The organism is Flavobacterium sp. UW10123, assembly GCF_040538975.1.
In the GTDB taxonomy this organism is placed as follows: Bacteria; Bacteroidota; Bacteroidia; order Flavobacteriales; family Flavobacteriaceae; genus Flavobacterium.
Genome location: NZ_JBEWQE010000023.1, coordinates 1 through 21,780 on the forward strand (window position 1 = coordinate 1; position 21,780 = coordinate 21,780).

Here is a 21,780-nt window from a genome sequence, read left to right on the forward strand (position 1 = left end):
TTTAGTACTCAGAGCGGGACTTGAACCCGCACGAACATTGCTGTTCACTGGATTTTAAGTCCAGCGTGTCTACCAATTTCACCATCCGAGCATTGTATGGTTTTGAGCGAAAAACGGGGCTCGAACCCGCGACCTCGACCTTGGCAAGGTCGCGCTCTACCAACTGAGCTATTTTCGCATTTTCAAATTTATTAAGAACTGCAACACTTGTTTTGTTTCGTATTGCGAGTGCAAATTTAGGACATTTATTCAATTACACAAGCGTTTTTTCAAAAAAAAATCCACTTATTTTATAACGTTCTGATAACCTAAAGTTTAAATTTGAAAAAATTTTGGATTTTATTTTTTAACCAGCATTCTTTTGATCTCATTCAGTTTCATCAACGCTTCTACTGGTGTAATTGCATTAATATCGAGATTCAGAATCTCTTCTTTTATTTCCTCCAGCAAAGGATCATCAAGATTAAAGAAACTCATCTGCATTTCTTCATTTGCCGATTTTATTCCGTTTAAAGCATCGCTTGAATGATTCTTTTCTAATTTCTTTAAAAGCTTTTGAGCTTTCGAAATAACCAGCTGAGGCATTCCGGCCATTTTTGCCACGTGAATTCCAAAACTATGCGCGCTTCCTCCTTTTACCAGCTTTCTAACAAAAAGAACTGTGTCTTTTAATTCTTTTACAGCGACATTGAAATTCTGAATTCTCGGCATCGATTCCGTCATTTCATTCAGCTCATGATAATGCGTTGCAAAAAGTGTTTTTGCTCTTCCTGGATGTTCGTGCAAGAATTCCGCAATTGCCCAAGCAATCGAGATTCCATCGTAAGTACTTGTTCCTCTTCCAATCTCATCCAGCAGTACCAAACTTCTATCTGATAGGTTATTCAAAATTGAAGCTGTCTCATTCATTTCTACCATAAAAGTAGATTCACCCATCGAAATATTATCTGAAGCTCCTACTCTAGTAAAAATCTTATCTACAATTCCCATTCTAACACTATCAGCAGGAACAAAACTTCCCATTTGAGCCAGAAGCACAATTAGAGCAGTTTGCCTCAAAATAGCCGACTTACCTGACATGTTAGGTCCGGTAATCATGATAATCTGTTGCGTTTCTCTATCTAAGAAAACATCATTGGCAATGTATGGCGTACCGACAGGCAATTGCTTTTCGATTACAGGGTGTCTTCCGTTTTTGATATCCAATTCAAAAGTCTCATCGATTTCAGGCTGTACATATTGATTTTCTACAGCCATTTGTGTAAACGAACATAAACAATCTAGCTGCGCAACCAAATACGCATTCATTTGAACAGGTTTGATGTAAGTAGAAATCCAAGCTACTAATTGCTCAAAAAGCTCGCTTTCTATTTTATATATTTTCTCTTCCGCTCCTAAAATTTTAGTTTCGTACTCTTTCAATTCTTCAGTAATATAACGCTCTGCATTTACCAAAGTCTGTTTACGAATCCATTCTTCCGGAACTTTATCTTTATGGGTATTTCTAACTTCAATATAATATCCAAAAACATTATTAAAAGAAATTTTCAGTGAAGAAATTCCTGTTCTTTCAGATTCCCTTTTCTCAATTCCTTCTAAAAATTCTTTTCCAGAAGTTGAAATCGCGCGAAGTTCATCCAGTTCTTCATTAATCCCACTCGCAATAGCATTTCCTTTTGAAATGGCAACAGGAGCATCTTGATTTAAGGTAGTTTTGATTTTTTCGCGAAGCAAATCACAAGCATGCAAACTATCTCCGATTACTTTCACAGCTTCCTGTGGACTTTCCAATGCAAGAGTTTTAATTGGAATAATGGCATCCAAAGATTCCTTTAAATACACTATTTCTCTTGGCGAAACTTTTCCTGCGGCAATTTTAGAAATTAAACGTTCTAAATCTGAAATCTGTTTAATCTGATATTGAATATTATGCAGAATTTCAGGATTTGATTTCAAATACGCTACAACTTCATGACGGCTTTTTACTTTGTTCGCATCTTTAAGAGGCAACGCAAGCCATCTTTTCAATAAACGTCCTCCCATTGGAGAAAGCGTTTTATCGACAACATCCAAAAGCGTAACTGCGTTCGGATTATAGCTGTGATACAATTCTAAATTTCTAATCGTAAAGCGATCCATCCAAACATATGCATCTTCTGCAATACGCTGAATCGCCGTAATATGCTGCACACGATTGTGCTGTGTTTCTGATAAATAGTATAAAATTGCCCCAGAAGCGATAATTCCTTCTTTTAATTCTTCAATACCAAATCCTTTTAGGGAATTGGTATGAAAATGCTTTGTCAGGGTTTCTAAAGCATAATCTTCTTTATAGATCCAATCTTCTAAGTAAAAACTATGAAAATCTTCTCCAAAAGCAGTTTTGAAATCATTTTTATTATTCTTTGGAACTAAAACCTCACTTGGATTAAAGTTCTGCAATAATTTATCGATGTATTCTGCATTTCCCTGAGCCGTCAAAAACTCTCCTGTAGAAACATCTAAAAATGAAATTCCGATATTTTTATTAGCAAAATAAACAGATGCTAAGAAGTTGTTGGATTTTGACTGTAAAACTTCATCATTCAAAGAAACTCCTGGTGTTACTAGCTCCGTTACACCTCTTTTTACAATGGTCTTTGTCATTTTTGGATCTTCCAGCTGATCGCAGATCGCTACACGAAGTCCAGCTTTTACCAGTTTTGGCAAATAAGTATTTACAGAATGATGCGGAAACCCAGCCAGCGCTGTCTCAGTATCAGACCCTGCTCCTCTTTTAGTTAATGTTATTCCTAAAATTTTAGAAGCTCTAATGGCGTCTTCTCCAAAGGTTTCATAAAAATCTCCTACTCTGAAAAGCAGACATGCATCAGGATATTTAGCCTTGATTTCGTTGTACTGTTTCATTAAAGGTGTTTCTTTCACCACTTTCTCTTTAGCTGCCAAATTATTATATTTTAAATGAAAAAATTAAGACAGCGAATTTATGATTTTTTGAAAGAATATTGAAAGCTTCAAAAATTAAAATATTTTAAGATTTTTTTAGTTCCTGATTTAAGTTTTTTACATAGCTTTGTTTATCATTTAAAAAAAGACCCTTAAAGATGAAAAAAATAATTTTATTCGCTATGTTGGCTGTTGCTGGTATCACGGCTACAAATGCACAAACAACTAAAAAAGCTAAAGCTACTAAAGTTGCTAAAGTTGAAGGAGCAGGAATGCTTTTCGAAACTGAAACTATTGACTACGGAACTATCGCTCACAATGCTGATGGAAAACGTGAATTTGTTTTTGTTAACAATGGAACTAAACCATTAATCATTACTAACACTACAGGATCTTGCGGATGTACTGTTCCAACTACTCCAAAAGAACCAATCGCTCCAGGGGCTAAAGGTATTATTGGTGTAAAATATGCTACTGACAGAGTTGGTGCTTTTACAAAAACGGTAACTGTTACTTCTAATGCAGAAGGACAACCAACAAAAATCCTTACTATTAAAGGTACTGTTTTACCAGATCCAGTAAAAAGCTAATCTGAAAAACATTTAAAATAATGAAAAAGCTTCCTTATCTTTGGAAGCTTTTTTTATGACTACAATTCAAAAACAATGAGAAAACTCGAAAATAGCGAACTAGACCGTAAATCTATTGAAGATTTTAAAAAATCGGAGAAAACTCCTTTAATATTAGTTTTAGACGATATTCGAAGTCTTCATAATATTGGTTCTGTTTTTAGAACAGCTGATGCGTTTTTGATCGAAAAAATAATTTTATGCGGTATTACTGCAACTCCTCCAAACAAAGAAATTCATAAAACCGCTCTTGGCGCAACCGAAACTGTTGCTTGGGAACATCATGAGAATGTTTTGGAAGTGATTGAAAATCTAAAAAAAGAAAATGTTTTGACTATGGCTATTGAGCAAGTTGAAAGTGCGATTTTTCTTCAAGATTTCAAAATTGAAAAGAACCAGAAATATGCTTTGGTTTTTGGAAATGAAGTTTATGGCGTTTCACAAGAAGCTGTTGCAATCTGTGACGGATGCATTGAAATTCCTCAGCTGGGAACAAAACACTCTCTTAATATTTCTGTAAGCGCTGGAATTGTGGTTTGGGATTTATTTCAAAAAATAAACTGGCCTGAATAAAAATTTATTTTTTTATTCTCAATTAATTGATATTTTTAGCGAATGAAGAATATCAAATTAGCACTCTTTTCTTTTTTATTTTCCGTTTTAAGTTTTAATTTTTCTAATGCAAATGAAAACATAAAAACTTTTAACAAAAAGAATACACACTTCTCAAAACCTAGCATACATTCAAAAATACAAAAGAAAAGTAGTTTCGTAATTGATCCTCCAAAACTTATTGCGCAGGGGGACCAATTTTATTGTCCACAGACATCAATTAACATTGTAACCGACTTTAGAATTGATCATGATCTCTCAGAAACAGGAACCGAAGCTATTTATATTCAAATTTCTTCAGGATATTCAAGTGGTTTTGATAAACTAGAACTTTTAAATCCAACTTTACACCCAACTATTACTACAAGTTGGGATGCTACAGCTGGAAAACTTACATTATCTAGCCCAACAGGAACTGATGTTTTATATTCTGAATTTGTTCCTGCTATTAAAGATGTTGTCTTTACAAATTCTTCTGCAACAGCTTCTGGAATCAGGACATTTTCTATAACAATGGGTAAAGCAAATTATTTGCCATCTACACAGCATTATTACGAATATGTTCCAAGTATCGGAATAACATGGACAACAGCGAAAGATGCAGCGGCAACCCGCTCCTATTATGGCCTCCAAGGATACTTAGCTACTATATTATCTGCTGATGAAGCAAAATTAATCGGTGAGCAAGCTTCTGGAACTGGATGGATTGGAGGTAGCGATGCTGAAACTGAAGGTATTTGGAAATGGGTTACAGGCCCAGAAACCGGAACTATTTTTTGGAATGGCAATGCAAATGGCTCAACACCAAATTATGCTTTTTGGAACACAGGAGAACCTAACCAACAAGGTGATGAAGATTATGCTCACATTACACAGCCAGGCATTGGAATAAGAGGTTCTTGGAATGACTTATCAAATACAGGATCACTTACACCTGGAGATGCTTATCAGCCAAAAGGATATATTGTCGAATATGGCGGAATGCCTGGAGAACCTGCGTTGCAAATTGCGGCGAGCACTAAAATTACTATTCCTGTAGTAACTCCAGCTATTTATCCAACTCCAGTTTGCGATTCGGGAAGCTTTACCTTTAATGCAACTGCAACTGCTGGAGCAACAATTAGATGGTTTGATGCCGCTGTTGGAGGAAATTTATTGGCAACAGGATCTGCTTATACTACGTCACCAATAACTGCAACAACAACTTATTATGTTGATGCTGGCTGCGAGTCCAACCGAAAATCAGTAAAAGCAACTGTCAATGCAATTCCTGCAATTCCTATTGCAGAACAAGAAACTTATACTAATTGCGGTCCTGGATCTTTAACGATTAAAGCAACTTCAAATATCGGAACTATAAACTGGTTTAATTCGGCAACAGATCAAACAATTGTTTTTCAGGGGGCAACTTTTACAACTCCAATAATTTCTTCTAATACAACCTACTATGTCGAGGCATCAAATAATGGATGCATAAGTCCAACTAGAACTCCTGTAAACATTGTAATTAATACGCCTCCAGCAGTTACAGATGAATCCTTGCCTTTGTGCCAGTTTAAGTCTATTACATTAGACGCAGGAATTTCTGGAATGAGTTACTTATGGTCAAATGCCAATGAAGCTACACAACAAATTACGGTTAGCAAAGGAGGCAAATATACTGTACTTATAACAAGTCCAGAAGGCTGTTCTAGCACAAAAACAATTATGGTTGAAGAACATATGATTCCTCAAATTGCACGTGTTGATGTTGAAGGAACAAGAGTCATCATTTATCCTGTAAAAGAAGAAGATTATTTTGAGTATTCTGTTGATGGTGTCTACTACCAAGATTCAACTGTTTTTTACGATGTCCCTGGCGGATTACAAACTGCTTATGCACGAGAAAAAAACCGCTGCGGTGAAGCTGAAAAACAATTTGTTGTATTGGTTTTTCCTCCATTTTTTACCCCTAACAATGATACATACAACGACATCTGGGAAGTAACCGGAATGGAAAATTATCCTCAGGCTGTAGTTACGATTTTTGATCGATACGGAAAATTAGTCGCGCAGTTAAGCCGTTTCAAAATGAGCTGGGATGGCACTTTAAATCAAGTTCCGCTTCCTGCATCTGATTATTGGTATGCTTTAAAAGTAGATGATTCAATGCCGGTTTTAAGAGGACATTTTACATTAAAAAGATAATTATGAATATAGAAACCATTCGAGAAATCTGTCAAAAACTGACTGGAACGACCGAAGATATAAAATGGGAACACGATCTTGTATTTTCAGTAGGCACGAAAATGTATTGTGCTGTTGGACTTGACCAAAATCCTACATCGGCTTCATTTAAAGTTTTGGATGAAGAATTTGAAGAAATGAGCAATAAACCCGGATTTAAACCAGCACCTTATGTAGCCAAATATAAATGGGTTTTAATTGATGATATTAATCGAATGAAAAAATCAGAATGGGAAAAATATATTCAGCAGTCTTATCGCCTTGTTCAAGAAAAACTATCAGCAAAACTTAGAAAACAACTCGGAATAATCTAAAATTAAGAAGCTGTTTTTTTCTTTATTTCATTTAATATATAAAGGTAGTCTTCGTGTTTTTTCACAAAATCACGATCCGAAACATCAATGATTAAAACATTCAAATCGGTCTGGGACTTTATATATTCCAAATAACCATTATTGATTTTTTCTAAATATGCAGCTTCAATATTCTGTTCATAAACCCGTCCGCGTTTTTTGATATTTTGAAGAAGACGATCTGTATTTTGATAGAGATAAATGTACAAATCTGGCTTTGGCATTTCTTTGTAAATGATATCAAATAGATTTCTGTACAAACGATATTCGTCTTCAGCAAGCGTTATTTTTGCGAAAATCAGCGATTTAAAAATATGATAATCTGCAACTATAAAATCTTTAAATAAATCAAATTGCGCCAAATCATCGGCTAACTGCTGATAGCGATCGGCTAAAAAAGACATTTCTAAAGGAAACGCATATCGGCTTTGATCTTTGTAAAACTTTGGAAGAAACGGATTATCGGCGAATCTTTCTAAAACTGTTTTCCCATTAAAATCTTCTGCGATTTTATGCACAAGAGTGGTTTTTCCTGCTCCTATATTCCCTTCAAAAGCAACATAATTAAAGTGATTTATTAGAATTCCGCTAATCGGACTTTTCAAATCCTGAACAACTGTACATACACTATCATCTGGAGTAATTGCGATTAGTTCAGAAATTGTTTTCTGTAAAATCGGATGTTTCCAATTTAACTTTAAATCTTGCATTGGAAGTAAAACAAAATTTCTATTTTGCATTAATGGGTGCGGAACCTGAAGTTTTTCTGTATCAATTATTTCTGCGTCAAAAGCAATCAAATCAACATCAATAATTCTAGACTGATATCCTTCTTGATTCAAGCGGATTCTTCCCAGTTCTTTTTCGACTTTTAAAATCTGATTCAATATTTTTTGTGCAGATGAATAGGTATGCAAAAGAAGCGCACAATTATAAAAAGCATCACTCTCAAATCCCCAAGCAGGTGTTTCGTAAAGTTTTGAAACCTGTATAACAGTCCCCACATTTTGATGTATCAAATCAATACATTTCTGAATGTTTTCTAGTCTGCTGCCTTGGTTGCTGCCTATCGATAAAACGACTTGATGCTGTAATTTCATAATTAATGCAAATTAACTAAAACTATTTTAGAATTAACCAATATATTTGTGAAACGACGTCTCAAATCCAATCATAAATTTAGATGTCTAATTTGTAACATTTTGCCCTTTTTCGCTACTTATTAAAAAAATATACACATGAAGTTTTTAGGAAATGTAATTGCCACAGTAATTGGTATTTTTGTATTTATTATGCTCTTCTTTTTTGGAGTAATCTTTATCGGAGCCATTTTTGGTGGAGACGACAGTGTTTCTGTTAAATCAGATTCTGTTATCGAATTGAATTTAAAAGAAATTAAAAACGACTACGCAGGAAAATACAAAGACCCTTGGGTAACTGTCTTTTCAGACAAAAAAGGCATTGGTTTGACAGATGTTATCAATGCAATTGAAGCCGCAAAAACAGACGATAATATTAAAGGTATTTCAATCTTAAATGATGAATCTTCTCTTGGTCTTGCTCAATATAAAGATTTAAGAAATGCTCTCGAAAGCTTTAAAAAATCTGGGAAATTTGTCTGGGCTTATGCCAACACTTATTCGCAAAAAGAATACTATTTAAATTCTGTTGCCAACACAATTTATTTAAATCCTGCTGGAGATCTTGATTTTAAAGGTCTTTCTTCTGAAATTATGTTCTTCAAAGATTTTCAAGATAAATCTGGAATCCACATGGAAGTGATTCGTCATGGAAAATACAAAAGCGCCGTTGAACCTTTCTTAGAAAATAAAATGAGTGATGCCAATAGAGAACAAATCACTGCACTTTTGAACTCTATTTGGGCAACTGTTTCAGCTGATATTTCAAAAAGCAGAAATATTCCTCTTCCTAAACTAAACGAAATTGCAAACGGACTTTTGGCAAGAACCCCAGAAATGGCCAAACAACAGCATTTGGTTGATATTGTTGCTTACGAAGATGTTTATCATGATGCGATTAGAAAAGCTTTAAAAGTAGAAAAAGACGAAGATTACAACAAAATTTCAATCTCAGATTATACTCAAAATCACGTAACAACGGCTTTAGCTAATACTGCAACAGATCAGATTGCTATTATTTACGCTCAAGGCGAAATTGGAAGTGGCGAGGGAGATGTAAATACTATTGGCGAAGGCTCAATGAGACGCTCTTTGCAAGAAGCAAGAAAAAATGAAGATGTTAAAGCAATCGTCCTTAGAATTGACAGCCCAGGTGGAAGTGCTCTAACTTCTGATCTAATTTGGAGAGAAATCGAAATTACAAAGAAAGTTAAACCAGTTGTAGTTTCTATGGGTAATTATGCTGCTTCTGGTGGTTATTATATTGCCTGCAACGCCAATAAAATCTTTGCAGAAAACAATACCATTACAGGATCTATTGGAGTTTTCGGAATGTTGCCAAACTTTAGTCCATTGGCTAATAAATTAGGAATCAATTCTGAGCAAGTTAAAACACATGAAAATTCTGCAAATTACAGTCCATTTTTACCTGTCGATGAGAAATTTAAAGCCTTTACTTTAGAAGGAGTTGAAAAAATCTACAACACCTTTGTAAGCCATGTTGCCGAAGGTCGTAAAATGACTTTTGCACAAGTTGACTCTATTGCACAAGGAAGAGTCTGGTCTGGAACCGAAGCTTTAAAAATTGGTTTAGTAGATAAAATAGGCGGATTGGATGATGCAATTGCTGAAGCGGCAAGAATCGCTAAAGTAAAAAATTACAGTACCCAAAATTATCCTGAATACGAAAAAACCTTAAACGATCTTTTAGGTAATCTTCCTTTTGCAAAATCAAAAGAAGCTTTCATTAAAGAAGAAATCGGAGAAGAAAACTATCTTCTTATTGAACAAGTAAAGAAATTTCAAAAACAAAAAGGAGTACAAGCAATTTTGCCTTACGGAATCAATATTTATTAATTCGGATTAAAAGATGAATAAAGTAATTCTTTTTCTAACGGTTTTGTTTTGGAGTTTCTTAAACGCCCAAACCAAAAAAGAAATCACGTTTAAGGAAACACCAGCGATTTTAAAAATAAATAACGATCAGATTTTTGGTACGCTGACAACACCCGACTTGACTAAAAAATTCCCAGTTGCTTTAATTATTGCTGGTTCTGGCCCAACGGACAGAAACGGAAATAATCCGATGATGAAAAACAATTCGTTAAAAATGCTGGCAGAAGCTCTGGCAAAAAACGGAATTGCATCTTTACGTTACGATAAAAGGGCAATTGGAGAAAGTAAAGCTGCTGGAGGATCTGAAAGCAGTTTGGTTTTTGAAAATTATATTCAAGATGCTAAAAGCTGGATCAATTACTTAAAACAGGATAAACGTTTTTCTAAAATAATTATAATTGGTCACAGCGAAGGTTCTTTGATTGGAATGGTTGCTAGTGGAAAAGCAGATAAATTTATTTCGATTGCAGGAGCGGGCGAACCGGCAGATCAGATATTAAAAACGCAAATTGGTGCCAGATCAATGAAACAACTCAATGATATGACTTATCCAATTATAGATAGTTTAAAAAACGGATTTGAGGTAAAAAAAGTAGACCCAATGCTAAATTCGCTTTTCAGACCAAGTATTCAACCTTATTTAATTTCTTGGTTTAAATACAATCCACAGACCGAAATACAAAAGCTTACCATTCCTGTTTTAATAGTACAGGGGAATAATGATATTCAGATTGCTGTAAAAGATGCAGAAAATTTAAAGCAAGCCAATAAAAATGCAGACTTGCAGATTATTGACAAAATGAACCATGTTATGAAAATTGTTGATGCCAATCAGGAAGATAATATGGCTAGCTATAATAATGAAACACTTCCTATGTCTGAAGTCTTAATTGAAAAAATAGTTTCATTTATTCAGAAATAATAAAATAAACACCCTAAAAAATCCGTTTTGAAAATAGTTCTCAACGGATTTTTTTATTTAACAATTTTAATAAATTTCTTACATAATTAAGAAAACTTTATCTTTAAACTCTAGTAAAAAAAACTATTTTTGCAGGAGTCGATTTTAAAATGTAAACCCTCAAATCTATTTATATGCTAAAAAAAGTTTTAAAAATAAGTGCCATAGTTCTTGTGGTATTTGTTGCTGCATTATTTGCCATTCCGTTTTTATTTAAAGACCAGATTAAGTCCAAAATCGTCGAAGCCATTAACGAAAGTGTTGATGCCAAAGTAAGTTTTACAGATGCCGATTTAAGTTTATTTAAGAATTTTCCAAATGCAACAGTTGGAATCGAAAAATTAGTCATCATTAACAAAGCTCCTTTTGAAGGCGATACTTTGGTTTCGCTGGGAGAATTGAATTTAAAAATGAGTATTAAAGAGCTTTTCAAAGGAAAAGAAGAGCCTTTAAGTATTCAGGGAATTAGTTCTACTAACGGTTTAGTAAACATTATTTTCAATAAAGATGGTGTCGGAAACTTTGATATTGCTCTAAAAGACAAAAAAGAAGAAAATACCAAAGACGAAGCAAGCAAACCTCTTGCATTGAAAATTCAAAACTATAAAATTGAGAATTTTACTTTTAGATACATCGATCAAGGTTCCAAAATTAAAATGGTAATTGACAGTTTAAACCACGAAGGAACTGGAGATTTTACCAATTTAAAACTTGATTTAACTACAAAGTCTACAGCAAAAGTTTCATTGGACATGGATAAAATTAATTACATGAAAAATGTGAAACTAACGCTAGATGCAGTTCTTGGAATTGATTTAGAAAAGAGCAAATATACTTTCAAAGAAAACAAAGCTCTAATTAATCAATTGCCATTAGAATTTGATGGATTCATTCAAATGGCAGAGAAAGCTCAGATTTACGATTTAAAGTTTAAAACCCCTACTTCATCTTTTACCAATTTCTTGGGATTAATTCCTTCGGCTTATGCTGCTGGTTTAGATGGCGTAAAAACTACTGGAGATTTTACCGTAAATGGTTTTGCAAAAGGAGAACTTACCGATACAACAGTTCCAAAATTCAACATCGAAATTGCATCAAACAACGCTTCTTTCCAATATCCAAACCTTCCGAAATCGGTTCAAAATATTGTAATTGATACGAAAATCATTAATGAGACAGGAATTTTAAATGATACTTATGTGAACCTAGATAAGTTATCTTTTAGAATTGATCAGGATGTTTTTAACGCTAAAGCTAATATTAAAAACATAACTGTAAATCCAATTGTTGACGCAGCTTTAAAAGGGACAATCAACCTAGCTAATCTATCAAAAGCGTATCCAATTAAAATGGATAAACCTTTGGCAGGTATTTTAAAAGCAGACGTTACCACTAATTTTGATATGGCTTCTGTAGAAAAAAGCCAATACCAAAACATCAAAAATGCTGGAACTATGAGTTTATCAGGATTTAAGTATACTGACGAAAACAATAAGTCGATGAACATCAGTACAGCGATGGTTGAATTTAATCCAAGCAGAATAAATTTAAAACAGTTTGATGCTACGACCGGAAAAAGTGATATCAGCATTAACGGTGTTTTAGAGAATTTCTATGGTTTTATGTTTAAGAAACAAGAATTGAAAGGAAACTTCAATATGAGCTCAAACCAATTGGCTGTTGATGATTTCATGACTGCTGGCGAACCTGCAAAAGAAGAAAGCAAAACTCCAGCAAAACCTGCTGATGCAATGAAGATACCTGCTTTCTTGAATTGTACACTAAATGCAAAAGCAACAACGGTTTTATATGACAATCTGAAACTAAAAGACGTTTCTGGAAAATTGCTTATTAAAGATGAAAAAGCAACTCTTGAAAACTTTAAAACAAATATTTTCGGAGGACAGATTGGTCTTAATGGAGCTGTTTCTACAAAAGAAAAAGTGCCAACTTTTGATATGAACTTAGGCTTTAATCAAGTTGATATTGCACAGACTTTTACGCAATTGGAAATGATGAAAAAGATTGCGCCTATTGCCGGAATCATTAACGGAAAACTAAATTCGACTATCAAGTTAAATGGTAATTTGGATGCAAAAGAATTGACTCCAGACCTTAAATCAATTTCAGGAGATTTAATTGGCCAATTACTATCTACTACAGTAAATTCAAAAAATTCTACTTTGCTTACAGCATTAAGTTCAAATGTTAAGTTCATCGATTTAAATAAAGTAAACCTAAATGATATCAAAGCGGCATTAACTTTCGATAACGGAAAAGTAAATGTTAAGCCTTTTGATATTAAATACCAAGATATTAAAGTAACTGTTGGAGGAACTCATGGTTTCGATCAAACGATGAATTACAATCTAAAATTTGACGTTCCAGCCAAATACTTAGGAGCTGAGGCTAATAATTTAATTGCAAAAATGTCTCCTGCAGATGCTGCAAAACTGGATAATATTCCAATCAATGCTTCTTTGACTGGGAATTTTTCAAATCCTAAAATCAGTACCGATATGAAAACTGCTGTGAACAATTTAACGACACAATTGGTAAATCAGCAAAAAGAAAAGCTGACTCAAAAAGGAACTTCTGCACTTACTGATCTAATAAACAAAAATACTAAAGCTAAAGATACAACTCAGGCTGCTAAAACTGAAAAAGAGCAGAAAACTCAAGAAGTAACTAAAAAAGCAAGTGATTTATTAAACGGATTATTTAAGAAAAAGAATCCGTGATAAAAGGGACTAAGGTCCTAAGATGCTAAGTTTCTAAGTTTCTCAAAGCTAAAAAACCTAGAACCTCAGCACCTTAGAATCTTAAAAACAAAAAATCCTGTTCTTTCGAACAGGATTTTTTGTTTTTATATTGCTTTAGACAAACCATTCAATCTACCGTTATTCAAAATTGAATTTATCGTTTTTTTGTATTGTTTTTTTGTGTAGAGATTTACATCTATTCCGACACTGCAATTATCATAAGGTTCATATTTTTTCAGATTAGAAACAGAAAACAATCCAATAGTTGGCGTATGCGCCGCACTCGATAAATGCATAATTCCGCTGTCGGCACCAATAAACAATTCCGCATTTGCAATAACAGATCCAATCTCGCGAATATCTTTACTATAAAATGTTGGCGCTTTAAATCCGATTTGGGATACATTTTCTACAGGCAGAATTTCAATAATGTTATAATCTTTATATTCTACAGTAAGCTGAGAATAAAATTTTTCCCACCACTCTTCTGATAAGCATTTTGTTCCTGTTGCGTAAGTAAAAATGCAAATCGTTTTTTTATCGTTATTTGTCAGTTCTTTTAATATTTTTTTGCCTTCTGCAATTTCGGAAGCAGATAACTTAAGATCTAAGGGAGCAATTATTTTATTGCTGTTGGTGCGTAATCTAAGTTTTGATAAATAATTTCGGAAATTATAGACTGGGTATTTTGCAATGTGCTCAAAATCCTTTTTTTGTCCCGCTGATTCTTCACTAGAATCTCCAAAAAACTTGTATTTTGCATTTGAAAATTGAACCGCCAATCGGCCAGAAGATGAGTTTTGATCTACATTTATAGCTAAATCATATTGTGCTTTTTTTAATGAAATCCAAACCTTTGAGTATTCCACCAAACTTTTAAATGGTTTTTTGGGCAAATGAATTATTTTGTCGACTCTATCGTATTCCTCAAAAATAATCGGAGCCAATGTGCCTTTTACAAATAAATCAATTTTACAATTTGGAAACATTTCAGACACTTCCTGAACAAGTGGCGTAATCAATAAAAGATTTCCTAACCTTCCATTTGGCCTACAAATGAGAACTCTTTTGATTTCGCTTTTGTCGACCAAAATAAAATCGTTCTGCATATTGAGTTTACCAACATTCTTAGTCAGATTGCGCATTATGCTACGTCTGTGTACATTTATTTTGCTTAAAATACTCATTTTATGGAATAAATTATAAATTATAAATTTTAGAACTAGCGACAGAGTCAAATCTATCTCCTTTTATTTTCTAAAAGTAAATTCTTCCAATAAGCATTTGTTACAAAATTGTAATCAAATGTACTAATATTTACATCTTTTTGTCTTTGGAATTGATATAAAATTACAATAAATTATTACGTAATTAACAAACTAATAGATAGTTACACAAAAACCATCGACGAATTCCCAATAAATCTAGACGTCTATTGTAACAACATAACCTTCGGAACCACGTATATTAAATACTGTTCCTCCTTCAAATAACAAATACTGGCCTTTAATTCCAGTTAATTTTCCGCTAAAAGAAGGCGTTTTATCTAAGTTTAAACTATTCACTTTTGCAGGATAACTTAAAACAGGATATTGAAGCTCGTACACATCATTTTTTTGAGCATAAAAATACTCTCTAACTTCATTAGGAATTAAACTTTCTATTTTGGCTTTTTCTGCAATCAGGTCAAAAGTTTCAACAGAATTTTGAAGCATTTTTCTCCAATTTGTTTTATCTGTGTAATGATCTTTTAATGCTACCTCTGTTATTCCTGCCAGATAACGGTTTGGAACTTCGACAATTGCAATCGCTTGAGATGCGCCTTGATCGATCCATCGTGTTGGAACCTGAGTTTTACGGGTAACACCGACTTTTATTTCGCACGCCGAAGCCAAATATACAATGTGCGGCTGTAGCTGAACTTTAGATTCATATTCTAAATCTCTATCTGCAATTCCTAAATGCGCCGTACTCAATTCTGGCCTCATAATCCAATCTCCAACAGCTGGACTAGAATAAAAGCACTCATAACAAAAACCTTGTCGGTATATTTTTTTCTTTTTACCGCAATTCAAGCATTGACAGCCTACAAAATTGATTTCAATTTCTTTATCTAGTAATTGATTCACGTTTAAGAAACTATCTTCGAAAACCAGATAATACTGAATTGGACTTCCAAGTTCAGTTTGCATTTTTGTCAGTACGCCTTGATATTGCATTCGTATTTTTATTTATAATTGCTGAATTAGATTATCAAAAGATTTAAAGTTTTTTGTGTTAAAATTCGACTTATTAGGTAGAATCTTTACTTCAAATAGAATTGTTTTTTACAAAAAAATACTATTTTTGATATGAAGACAAAGTTACTATTTGTCTCTCGATATTCAAATTTTATGTTTTTTGTTTTACAAAGATTGTGAGATTTAAAACCTAAAATCAGTTAACTAAAAAACAGATTCATGCCTTTATCTATTATCAATTCGTTTGCATCTTGGGTCCTCAAACAAAGGATTCACCAAATAGAACTTTTTTTAAAATACCCGAATGAAGTTCAGGAAGAATTATTGCACAACTTATTGACGGCATCTGAAAATACAGTTATTGGAAAAAAATATGAGTTTTCGAGTATTAACTCTTATCAGACTTTTGCAGAACGAGTTCCAATTGCAACTTATGAAGAATTACAACCGCTAATCGAACGTACTCGTTTGGGAGAACAAAATGTTTTTTGGGAAAGTCCAATTAAATGGTTTGCTAAATCAAGCGGGACTACAAATGCCAAGAGTAAATTTATTCCTGTAAGTAACGAAGCTTTAGAAGATTGCCACTATAAAGGCAGTAAAGATCTTTTATGTCTTTATTTAAATAACAATGAAGATTCTGAATTGTTTTTAGGAAAAAGTCTTCGCTTGGGCGGAAGTTCTCAGATCTATGAAAACAACAATACTTTCTTTGGAGATTTATCGGCAATTTTAATTGAAAACATGCCTATTTGGGCTGAATTCAGCAGTACGCCAAGTAGCAAAACTTCGCTAATGAGCGAATGGGAAACGAAAATTGCCGCCATTATCAACGAAACTAAAAATGAAAATGTAACCAGTTTTGCAGGAGTTCCATCTTGGATGTTGGTTTTAATGAATAAAGTTCTTGAAAACACAGGGAAACAAAGTTTGTTAGAGCTTTGGCCAAATCTTGAAGTTTACTTTCATGGAGGCGTAAGTTTTTCTCCTTATAGAGAACAATATAAAAAACTTTTGCCTAGCAAAGATTTTAGATATTACGAAATATACAATGCTTCTGAAGGCTTTTTTGCGATTCAGGATTTGAATAATTCGAGTGATTTATTATTGATGCTGGATTACGGAATTTTCTATGAATTTATTCCGATGGATACTTTTGGAACTCCAAACCAAAAGGTAGTTCGCTTGGCTGATGTTGAATTAAATAAAAATTACGCCATCGTTATTACTACAAACTCTGGCTTGTGGCGTTATTTAATTGGCGACACGGTTCGTTTTACTTCTTTAAATCCGTATAGAATTAGAGTAACGGGTAGAACCAAACATCATATTAATGTTTTTGGAGAAGAGTTAATGGTCGAAAATACCGATCAAGCGATTGCAAAAGCTTGTCAGGTAACACAAACTGAAGTTATCGATTATACAGTTGCTCCTATTTTTATGCATGATAAAGAAAAAGGCGCTCACGAATGGATGATCGAATTTAAGAAACATCCTGCCGATGTTGGTCTTTTCCAAAAAGTTCTAGACGAGACTCTACAGACCCTAAATTCTGACTACGAAGCAAAACGCTACAACAATATGACTTTAAATCCTTTGGTTATTAATGTTGCCCGCGAGAATCTTTTTTATGATTGGTTGAAAGAAAGAGATAAACTTGGCGGTCAGCATAAGATTCCGAGACTTTCGAATCAGAGAGATTATTTGGAACAATTGAAAGAAATGTGCTAAAAACAATATAAAATGAAAGACACAAAATTCAGCGAAATGACCACTGAAGAACTGATTAAAAATCAGAAGACATTAAAAACCGTAAATACCATTTTTTGCGTTGTACTTTTTATGCTGTTCATTCTTAATGTATTCATCGTTTTTATGAAAGGCTTTAGCGCAATGAATGTTATTCCTGTTGCTTTGTTGCCAATTCTTTTTTTGAATCTGAAGAATTTAAAGGAAATGAAACGAGAACTGGAATCTAGAAAGTAAAAACATTATTCTTCATGACAAAAAAACTAGTATTCTTTTTATTTTTTATCTTTTTTGCTCAAAAATCAACTTCACAGGAGACTCAACCATTAAGCCCTATTCAACGAAAACTTTATGATTTTGAAACAGTTCAAGTAAAACCCGAATTTACTGGTGGCAAAGATAAATTTACTACCTATATTTTAGAGAACTTCAAAAAGACGAAAACAGGAAAAAATTTTAAAGGTCTAATTTCTATAAATTTTATTATTGAAATGGATGGCTCAATAAATGATGTTGCTTTTAATAGCAATATTGAAAATAAAACAAAACAAGACTTTAAAAATGTGCTTCTGAAATCTCCAAAATGGCTTTGTGGAGAGCATGAAGGATATCACGTTAAAACTAAAGTTAATTTTACTTTTGATATAATTTAAAACCAATAATCCCACTAAACCCGCATGAGGGATAGAAGTGGAAATCCTTTTTGTTTTTTCTTTAAAAACAAAAAGATTGGAACGGATAGCCCGACCCGCAGGGACATGCCCTATAAAAAAACCTCAGCCTTTTATTGTAAAGACTGAGGTTTGTTTTTTATTTTGATTGTCGAGCTACTTGCGGAGATCCCTCGTTCCTCGGGATAACAAAAAATGGGTGAATTTACTTGTCAGGCTGAGCGGAGTCGAAGCCTCTTCTGGATGAAAGCCCTTCGACTTCGCCCAGGGTGACAGATTGTAAATTACATCATATCGATATATCTATCGTGATATCCTAATAAGTATAAAACACCGTCAAGACCTAAACTTGAGATCGAAGTTGAAGCACTTTCTTTTACTTTTGGTTTAGCGTGGAAAGCAATCCCTAGACCTGCTAAGTTTAGCATTGGCAAATCGTTTGCTCCATCTCCGACCGCGATTGTCTGATTAATATGAATTCCTTCTTTTTCGGCGATTGCTTTTAGATGTTCCGCTTTTTTCTGGCCGTCTACAATATCGCCGATATATTTACCTGTCAGTTTACCATCTTTTATTTCTAATTGATTGGCGTGAACATAGTCTATTCCTAATTCTTTTTGAAGATATTCTCCAAAATAGGTAAATCCTCCTGAAAGAATTGCTGTTTTATAACCGTAGTATTTTAAGGCTTTCATCAAACGATGCGCTCCCTGTGTTATTGGCAGATTAATAGCAACGTTTTGCAAAACTTCTTCACTCAAACCTTCTAAAAGAGCCATACGCTTTTTGAAACTTTCGTTGAAATCAATTTCACCGTTCATAGCCGATTCTGTAATAGCTCTTACTTGATCTCCTACTCCATTCAATTCTGCCAATTCATCGATTACTTCGGTTTGAATTAAAGTCGAATCCATATCGAAGCAAACCAAGCGGCGGTTTCTTCTGTAAATATTATCTTCTTGGAAAGAGATATCAACGTTGAGCGTTCTAGAGATTTCCATAAAACTGGCAGTCATGATGATCTTGTTTACAATTTCTCCCGTTACAGATAACTGAATACAAGAACGCGGATATTCTTCTTTTTCAACCACAGAAGTTCTTCCTGTTAATCGGATAATAGAATCGATATTTAAATTTTGATCTGACAATATTTGAGTCACTGCAGACAATTGTGAAGCCGCCAGTTTTTCGCCCAAAATATTGATGATATAACGTTGTTTAGATTGCGATTTTACCCACGTTTCGTAATCTTCAATAGAAATCGGAATAAATTTTACTTTGATTTCCAATTCGTATGCTTTAAACAAAAGATCTTTTAAAACTGGCGCTGAAGAAGAACCTGCAGCAATTTCAAACAAAATTCCTAAAGAAAGCGTGTCATGAATATCAGCTTGTCCGATATCTAAAATATTAGCGTCGTATGCTGCCAATACAGCTGTTAATCCTGCTGTAACCCCAATTTTATCGTGTCCAGAAACTTTTAATAAAATTATTTCTTTGTCTTCTGCTGCCATTTTTCTTTCTTGATTATGAAGCGACAAAAATCGGCAATCTCTCGTTGATAAAAAAGAATAATCCTTGTTTTTTTGAATAGAAAAAGCACATTTTCATGTGCTTTTCAAAGTAATTTAACATTTCTGTTTTATTATTAAAATAACGTAACTTTTATGTTATTTCATGCCTTCATTTTTGTCAAAACTCACCATCCAGTTGATGCCGAATTTGTCTTTAAACATTCCAAAATAAGATCCCCAGAAAGTGTCATTCATCGGCATTTCTACTTTTCCTCCCGCTGAGAGTCCGTTAAAGATTTTATCTGCCTCTTCTCTGCTTTCTGCGTTAACAGAAACAGAAAAGTTATCGCCAAAACCGACATCTCCGTATCGTGGGTGCGTGTCGCTTCCCATTAAAATACTGCTTCCGATTGGAAGAGATACGTGCATAATTCTATTCTGAGCTTCTTCAGAAAGGACTTCGCCTTCTTCTGCTGGAGCATCTTTAAATTTTCCGATATACGGAAAATCTCCTCCAAAAACTGATTTATAAAACAGAAATGCTGCTTCGCAAGTTCCGTTAAACATTAAATATGGATTTACTGCTGTTGCCATGATATTTCTTTTTAATTGTTAATTATCAATTGTAAATTGTAAATTCTCTTTATTCTATTATCTTTCTTCTACTATCTTTCTTCTAGCCTTACTTCTCAGACAATTCTTTAATCAATTCTATGGCTTTTGGAAAGGCATCTTTGAAGTAATCAATATGTTTTTCGATTACGTCTACCTCAACATGAAGATCTACAGCATCACCTTTTTGAGTTAGCTTGTAAGTTTCCATTGCACCTCTCCATTTTTCAGTTTCCGCATTTGGTGGCACTTCTTTATGATCTTTGATTTCGCCAAGATGTTTAAAAGCCATATATTCATTCGGAATTTTGGTCTCAATCAAACTATTCATTCCATCTGCTCCGCCAGGTCCTAAAAAATAAATTTTGTCCCCTTCATTCCAAGTCGATTCGGCATAACTTCCTTCGGCAAAAACGCTTGTCCATTTTCTGTAGGTTTCATCATCCCATAAGACTTTCCAAATCTTTTCTTTAGAAGCCTTTATCTCAATATCAAACATTAATTTTTCCATCTTAATCTGGTAATTTACTAAAATCCATAAATAAAACATTCCAACGATGACCGTCCAAATCGGCAAAACCACAGCCGTACATCCAACCTTGGCTTTCGGCAGGAGGAGCAAAAACATCTCCGCCAGCTTCTTTGACTTTTTCAGCTAATTCATCAACTTCTTCCCTACTTTCTGCATCAATCGAAATCAAGACTTCCGAACTTGAATTCGTATCAGTAATGCTGTTCTTTGAAAAACTTGAAAAAAGCATTTCTTCAAAAAGCATTATTACAAAATGTCCTTCACCTACAACCATGCACGTCGAACTTGGCGTATCATGCTGTTCATTAAACGAAAAACCAATTTTCCAGAAAAAGTCTTTCGCTTTTGCCACATCCTTTACAGGAAGATTCAACCATATTTGTTTTGTCATTTTTTGTTTTTTTTTGTTGGGTTAGATATTTATTTCTTCTTTTTTAAACCATATAAGTAATCTAAGCTAAATTAAGTTTGTAATCTGTGAACCTTTGTTACTTTGAACCTTTGTTACTTTGAACCTTAATTCGCTTCTATGTAACTTTTAAAATTATCCAAAATTGCCTGCCATCCAGCGCGCTGCATTTCTTCTGGGTTTTGTGTTTCTGGGTCAAAACTTTCAATGATTTCAACACCATCTGCTGTTTCTGCAAAAGTAATTTCAACTTTTCTGCCATCTCCCATAACATACGAAAGGGCTTGGTTTGGTTTTACTAAAGTAAATTCGCCTTCGAAATCAAAACTCATACTTCCGTCTTTTGCAGCCATAGTCGATTTGAATCTTCCCCCTTCTCTTACATCGGCTTCTGCATAAGGTGTGTGCCAGTCAGGAGAAGCAAAGCTCCATTTTGTAATATGTTCTGGAGTATTCCAAAAGTTCCAAACTTTGTCAAGAGATGCATTAACGGTGTTTTTAATTGTTATCATTTTTAATCGTTTTTTAG

Annotated in this window: 19 protein-coding genes and 2 tRNA genes; 10 read left to right on the top strand and 11 right to left on the bottom strand. The window is 33.8% G+C overall.

Annotation, left to right across the window (positions count from 1 at the left end):
* Nucleotides 1-5: 5 nt before the first annotated feature.
* From ABXT06_RS21215 to mutS, 3 genes are all read right to left on the bottom strand, one after another.
* Nucleotides 6-91 (bottom strand) — tRNA-Leu (locus ABXT06_RS21215).
* 14 nt (nucleotides 92-105) lie between these two features.
* Nucleotides 106-178 (bottom strand) — tRNA-Gly (locus tag ABXT06_RS21220).
* Nucleotides 179-339: 161 nt separating this feature from the next.
* Nucleotides 340-2,946: a DNA mismatch repair protein MutS gene (gene mutS, locus ABXT06_RS21225; RefSeq protein ID WP_354592532.1), complete on the bottom strand. Its 2,607-nt coding sequence runs from the start codon at nucleotides 2,944-2,946 to the stop codon at nucleotides 340-342.
* Between the two features lie 158 nt (nucleotides 2,947-3,104).
* Between mutS and ABXT06_RS21230 the strand changes: the two genes are divergently transcribed.
* From ABXT06_RS21230 to ABXT06_RS21245, 4 genes are all read left to right on the top strand, one after another.
* The gene (locus tag ABXT06_RS21230; protein ID WP_201998498.1) at nucleotides 3,105-3,536 is read left to right on the top strand and encodes a DUF1573 domain-containing protein; all 432 of its coding nucleotides are present in this window, start codon (nucleotides 3,105-3,107) and stop codon (nucleotides 3,534-3,536) included.
* A 75-nt stretch (nucleotides 3,537-3,611) separates the two neighbouring features.
* The gene (locus tag ABXT06_RS21235) at nucleotides 3,612-4,148 is read left to right on the top strand and encodes an RNA methyltransferase (protein ID WP_354592533.1); all 537 of its coding nucleotides are present in this window, start codon (nucleotides 3,612-3,614) and stop codon (nucleotides 4,146-4,148) included.
* 42 nt (nucleotides 4,149-4,190) lie between these two features.
* Nucleotides 4,191-6,374, top strand: coding sequence for an Ig-like domain-containing protein (locus tag ABXT06_RS21240; RefSeq protein ID WP_354592534.1), 2,184 nt, complete (start codon nucleotides 4,191-4,193; stop codon nucleotides 6,372-6,374).
* A gap of 2 nt (nucleotides 6,375-6,376) precedes the next feature.
* Entirely contained in the window at nucleotides 6,377-6,727 is a 351-nt protein-coding gene (locus ABXT06_RS21245; RefSeq protein WP_354592535.1) for an MmcQ/YjbR family DNA-binding protein, read from the top strand.
* A 2-nt stretch (nucleotides 6,728-6,729) separates the two neighbouring features.
* Here the strand turns inward: ABXT06_RS21245 and folK are convergent, their stop codons facing one another.
* The gene (folK, locus tag ABXT06_RS21250) at nucleotides 6,730-7,866 is read right to left on the bottom strand and encodes a 2-amino-4-hydroxy-6-hydroxymethyldihydropteridine diphosphokinase (protein ID WP_354592536.1); all 1,137 of its coding nucleotides are present in this window, start codon (nucleotides 7,864-7,866) and stop codon (nucleotides 6,730-6,732) included.
* 138 nt (nucleotides 7,867-8,004) lie between these two features.
* Between folK and sppA the strand changes: the two genes are divergently transcribed.
* The 3 genes from sppA to ABXT06_RS21265 all read left to right on the top strand — a co-directional run bounded on the left by sppA (nucleotide 8,005) and on the right by ABXT06_RS21265 (nucleotide 13,503).
* Nucleotides 8,005-9,762 (top strand): signal peptide peptidase SppA, encoded by a 1,758-nt coding sequence (gene sppA / locus ABXT06_RS21255; RefSeq protein WP_354592537.1) that lies wholly within the window; start codon nucleotides 8,005-8,007, stop codon nucleotides 9,760-9,762.
* Between the two features lie 13 nt (nucleotides 9,763-9,775).
* Nucleotides 9,776-10,723 carry an alpha/beta hydrolase family protein gene (locus tag ABXT06_RS21260; RefSeq protein ID WP_354592538.1) on the top strand — a complete coding sequence of 316 codons (948 nt, stop codon included), beginning with the start codon at nucleotides 9,776-9,778 and terminating at the stop codon, nucleotides 10,721-10,723.
* Nucleotides 10,724-10,896: 173 nt separating this feature from the next.
* Nucleotides 10,897-13,503: an AsmA-like C-terminal region-containing protein gene (locus ABXT06_RS21265; RefSeq protein WP_354592539.1), complete on the top strand. Its 2,607-nt coding sequence runs from the start codon at nucleotides 10,897-10,899 to the stop codon at nucleotides 13,501-13,503.
* Nucleotides 13,504-13,628: 125 nt separating this feature from the next.
* On the opposite strand, the gene ABXT06_RS21270 is transcribed toward ABXT06_RS21265, so the two are convergent.
* Entirely contained in the window at nucleotides 13,629-14,711 is a 1,083-nt protein-coding gene (locus tag ABXT06_RS21270) for a glycosyltransferase family 9 protein (RefSeq protein WP_354592540.1), read from the bottom strand.
* A gap of 237 nt (nucleotides 14,712-14,948) precedes the next feature.
* A complete protein-coding gene (locus tag ABXT06_RS21275) occupies nucleotides 14,949-15,743 on the bottom strand; it encodes a DUF2797 domain-containing protein (RefSeq protein ID WP_354592541.1) in 795 nt (264 codons plus the stop codon).
* Between the two features lie 240 nt (nucleotides 15,744-15,983).
* On the opposite strand from ABXT06_RS21275, the gene ABXT06_RS21280 reads away from it, so the two are divergent.
* Genes ABXT06_RS21280 through ABXT06_RS21290 form a run of 3 tightly spaced genes read left to right on the top strand, consistent with a single transcriptional unit; the run spans nucleotide 15,984 to nucleotide 18,166 of the window.
* Entirely contained in the window at nucleotides 15,984-17,495 is a 1,512-nt protein-coding gene (locus tag ABXT06_RS21280; RefSeq protein WP_354592542.1) for a GH3 auxin-responsive promoter family protein, read from the top strand.
* A gap of 12 nt (nucleotides 17,496-17,507) precedes the next feature.
* Complete coding sequence (locus ABXT06_RS21285; protein ID WP_354592543.1) at nucleotides 17,508-17,750, top strand: redox-active disulfide protein 2; 243 nt, start codon at nucleotides 17,508-17,510, stop codon at nucleotides 17,748-17,750.
* Between the two features lie 14 nt (nucleotides 17,751-17,764).
* Complete coding sequence (locus ABXT06_RS21290) at nucleotides 17,765-18,166, top strand: hypothetical protein (RefSeq protein ID WP_354592544.1); 402 nt, start codon at nucleotides 17,765-17,767, stop codon at nucleotides 18,164-18,166.
* Between the two features lie 302 nt (nucleotides 18,167-18,468).
* On the opposite strand, the gene serB is transcribed toward ABXT06_RS21290, so the two are convergent.
* The 5 genes from serB to ABXT06_RS21315 form a co-directional block, all read right to left on the bottom strand.
* A complete protein-coding gene (gene serB, locus ABXT06_RS21295; protein WP_354592545.1) occupies nucleotides 18,469-19,698 on the bottom strand; it encodes a phosphoserine phosphatase SerB in 1,230 nt (409 codons plus the stop codon).
* 156 nt (nucleotides 19,699-19,854) lie between these two features.
* Nucleotides 19,855-20,292, bottom strand: a complete 438-nt coding sequence (locus ABXT06_RS21300) for a VOC family protein (protein WP_129748753.1) — start codon at nucleotides 20,290-20,292, stop codon at nucleotides 19,855-19,857.
* Nucleotides 20,293-20,380: 88 nt separating this feature from the next.
* On the bottom strand, nucleotides 20,381-20,821 hold the full coding sequence (locus ABXT06_RS21305) for an SRPBCC family protein (protein ID WP_354592546.1): 441 nt from the start codon (nucleotides 20,819-20,821) through the stop codon (nucleotides 20,381-20,383).
* 1 nt (nucleotide 20,822) lies between these two features.
* The gene (locus tag ABXT06_RS21310; RefSeq protein ID WP_354592547.1) at nucleotides 20,823-21,233 is read right to left on the bottom strand and encodes a VOC family protein; all 411 of its coding nucleotides are present in this window, start codon (nucleotides 21,231-21,233) and stop codon (nucleotides 20,823-20,825) included.
* 125 nt (nucleotides 21,234-21,358) lie between these two features.
* A complete protein-coding gene (locus tag ABXT06_RS21315) occupies nucleotides 21,359-21,763 on the bottom strand; it encodes an SRPBCC family protein (RefSeq protein WP_354592548.1) in 405 nt (134 codons plus the stop codon).
* Nucleotides 21,764-21,780 lie beyond the last annotated feature (17 nt).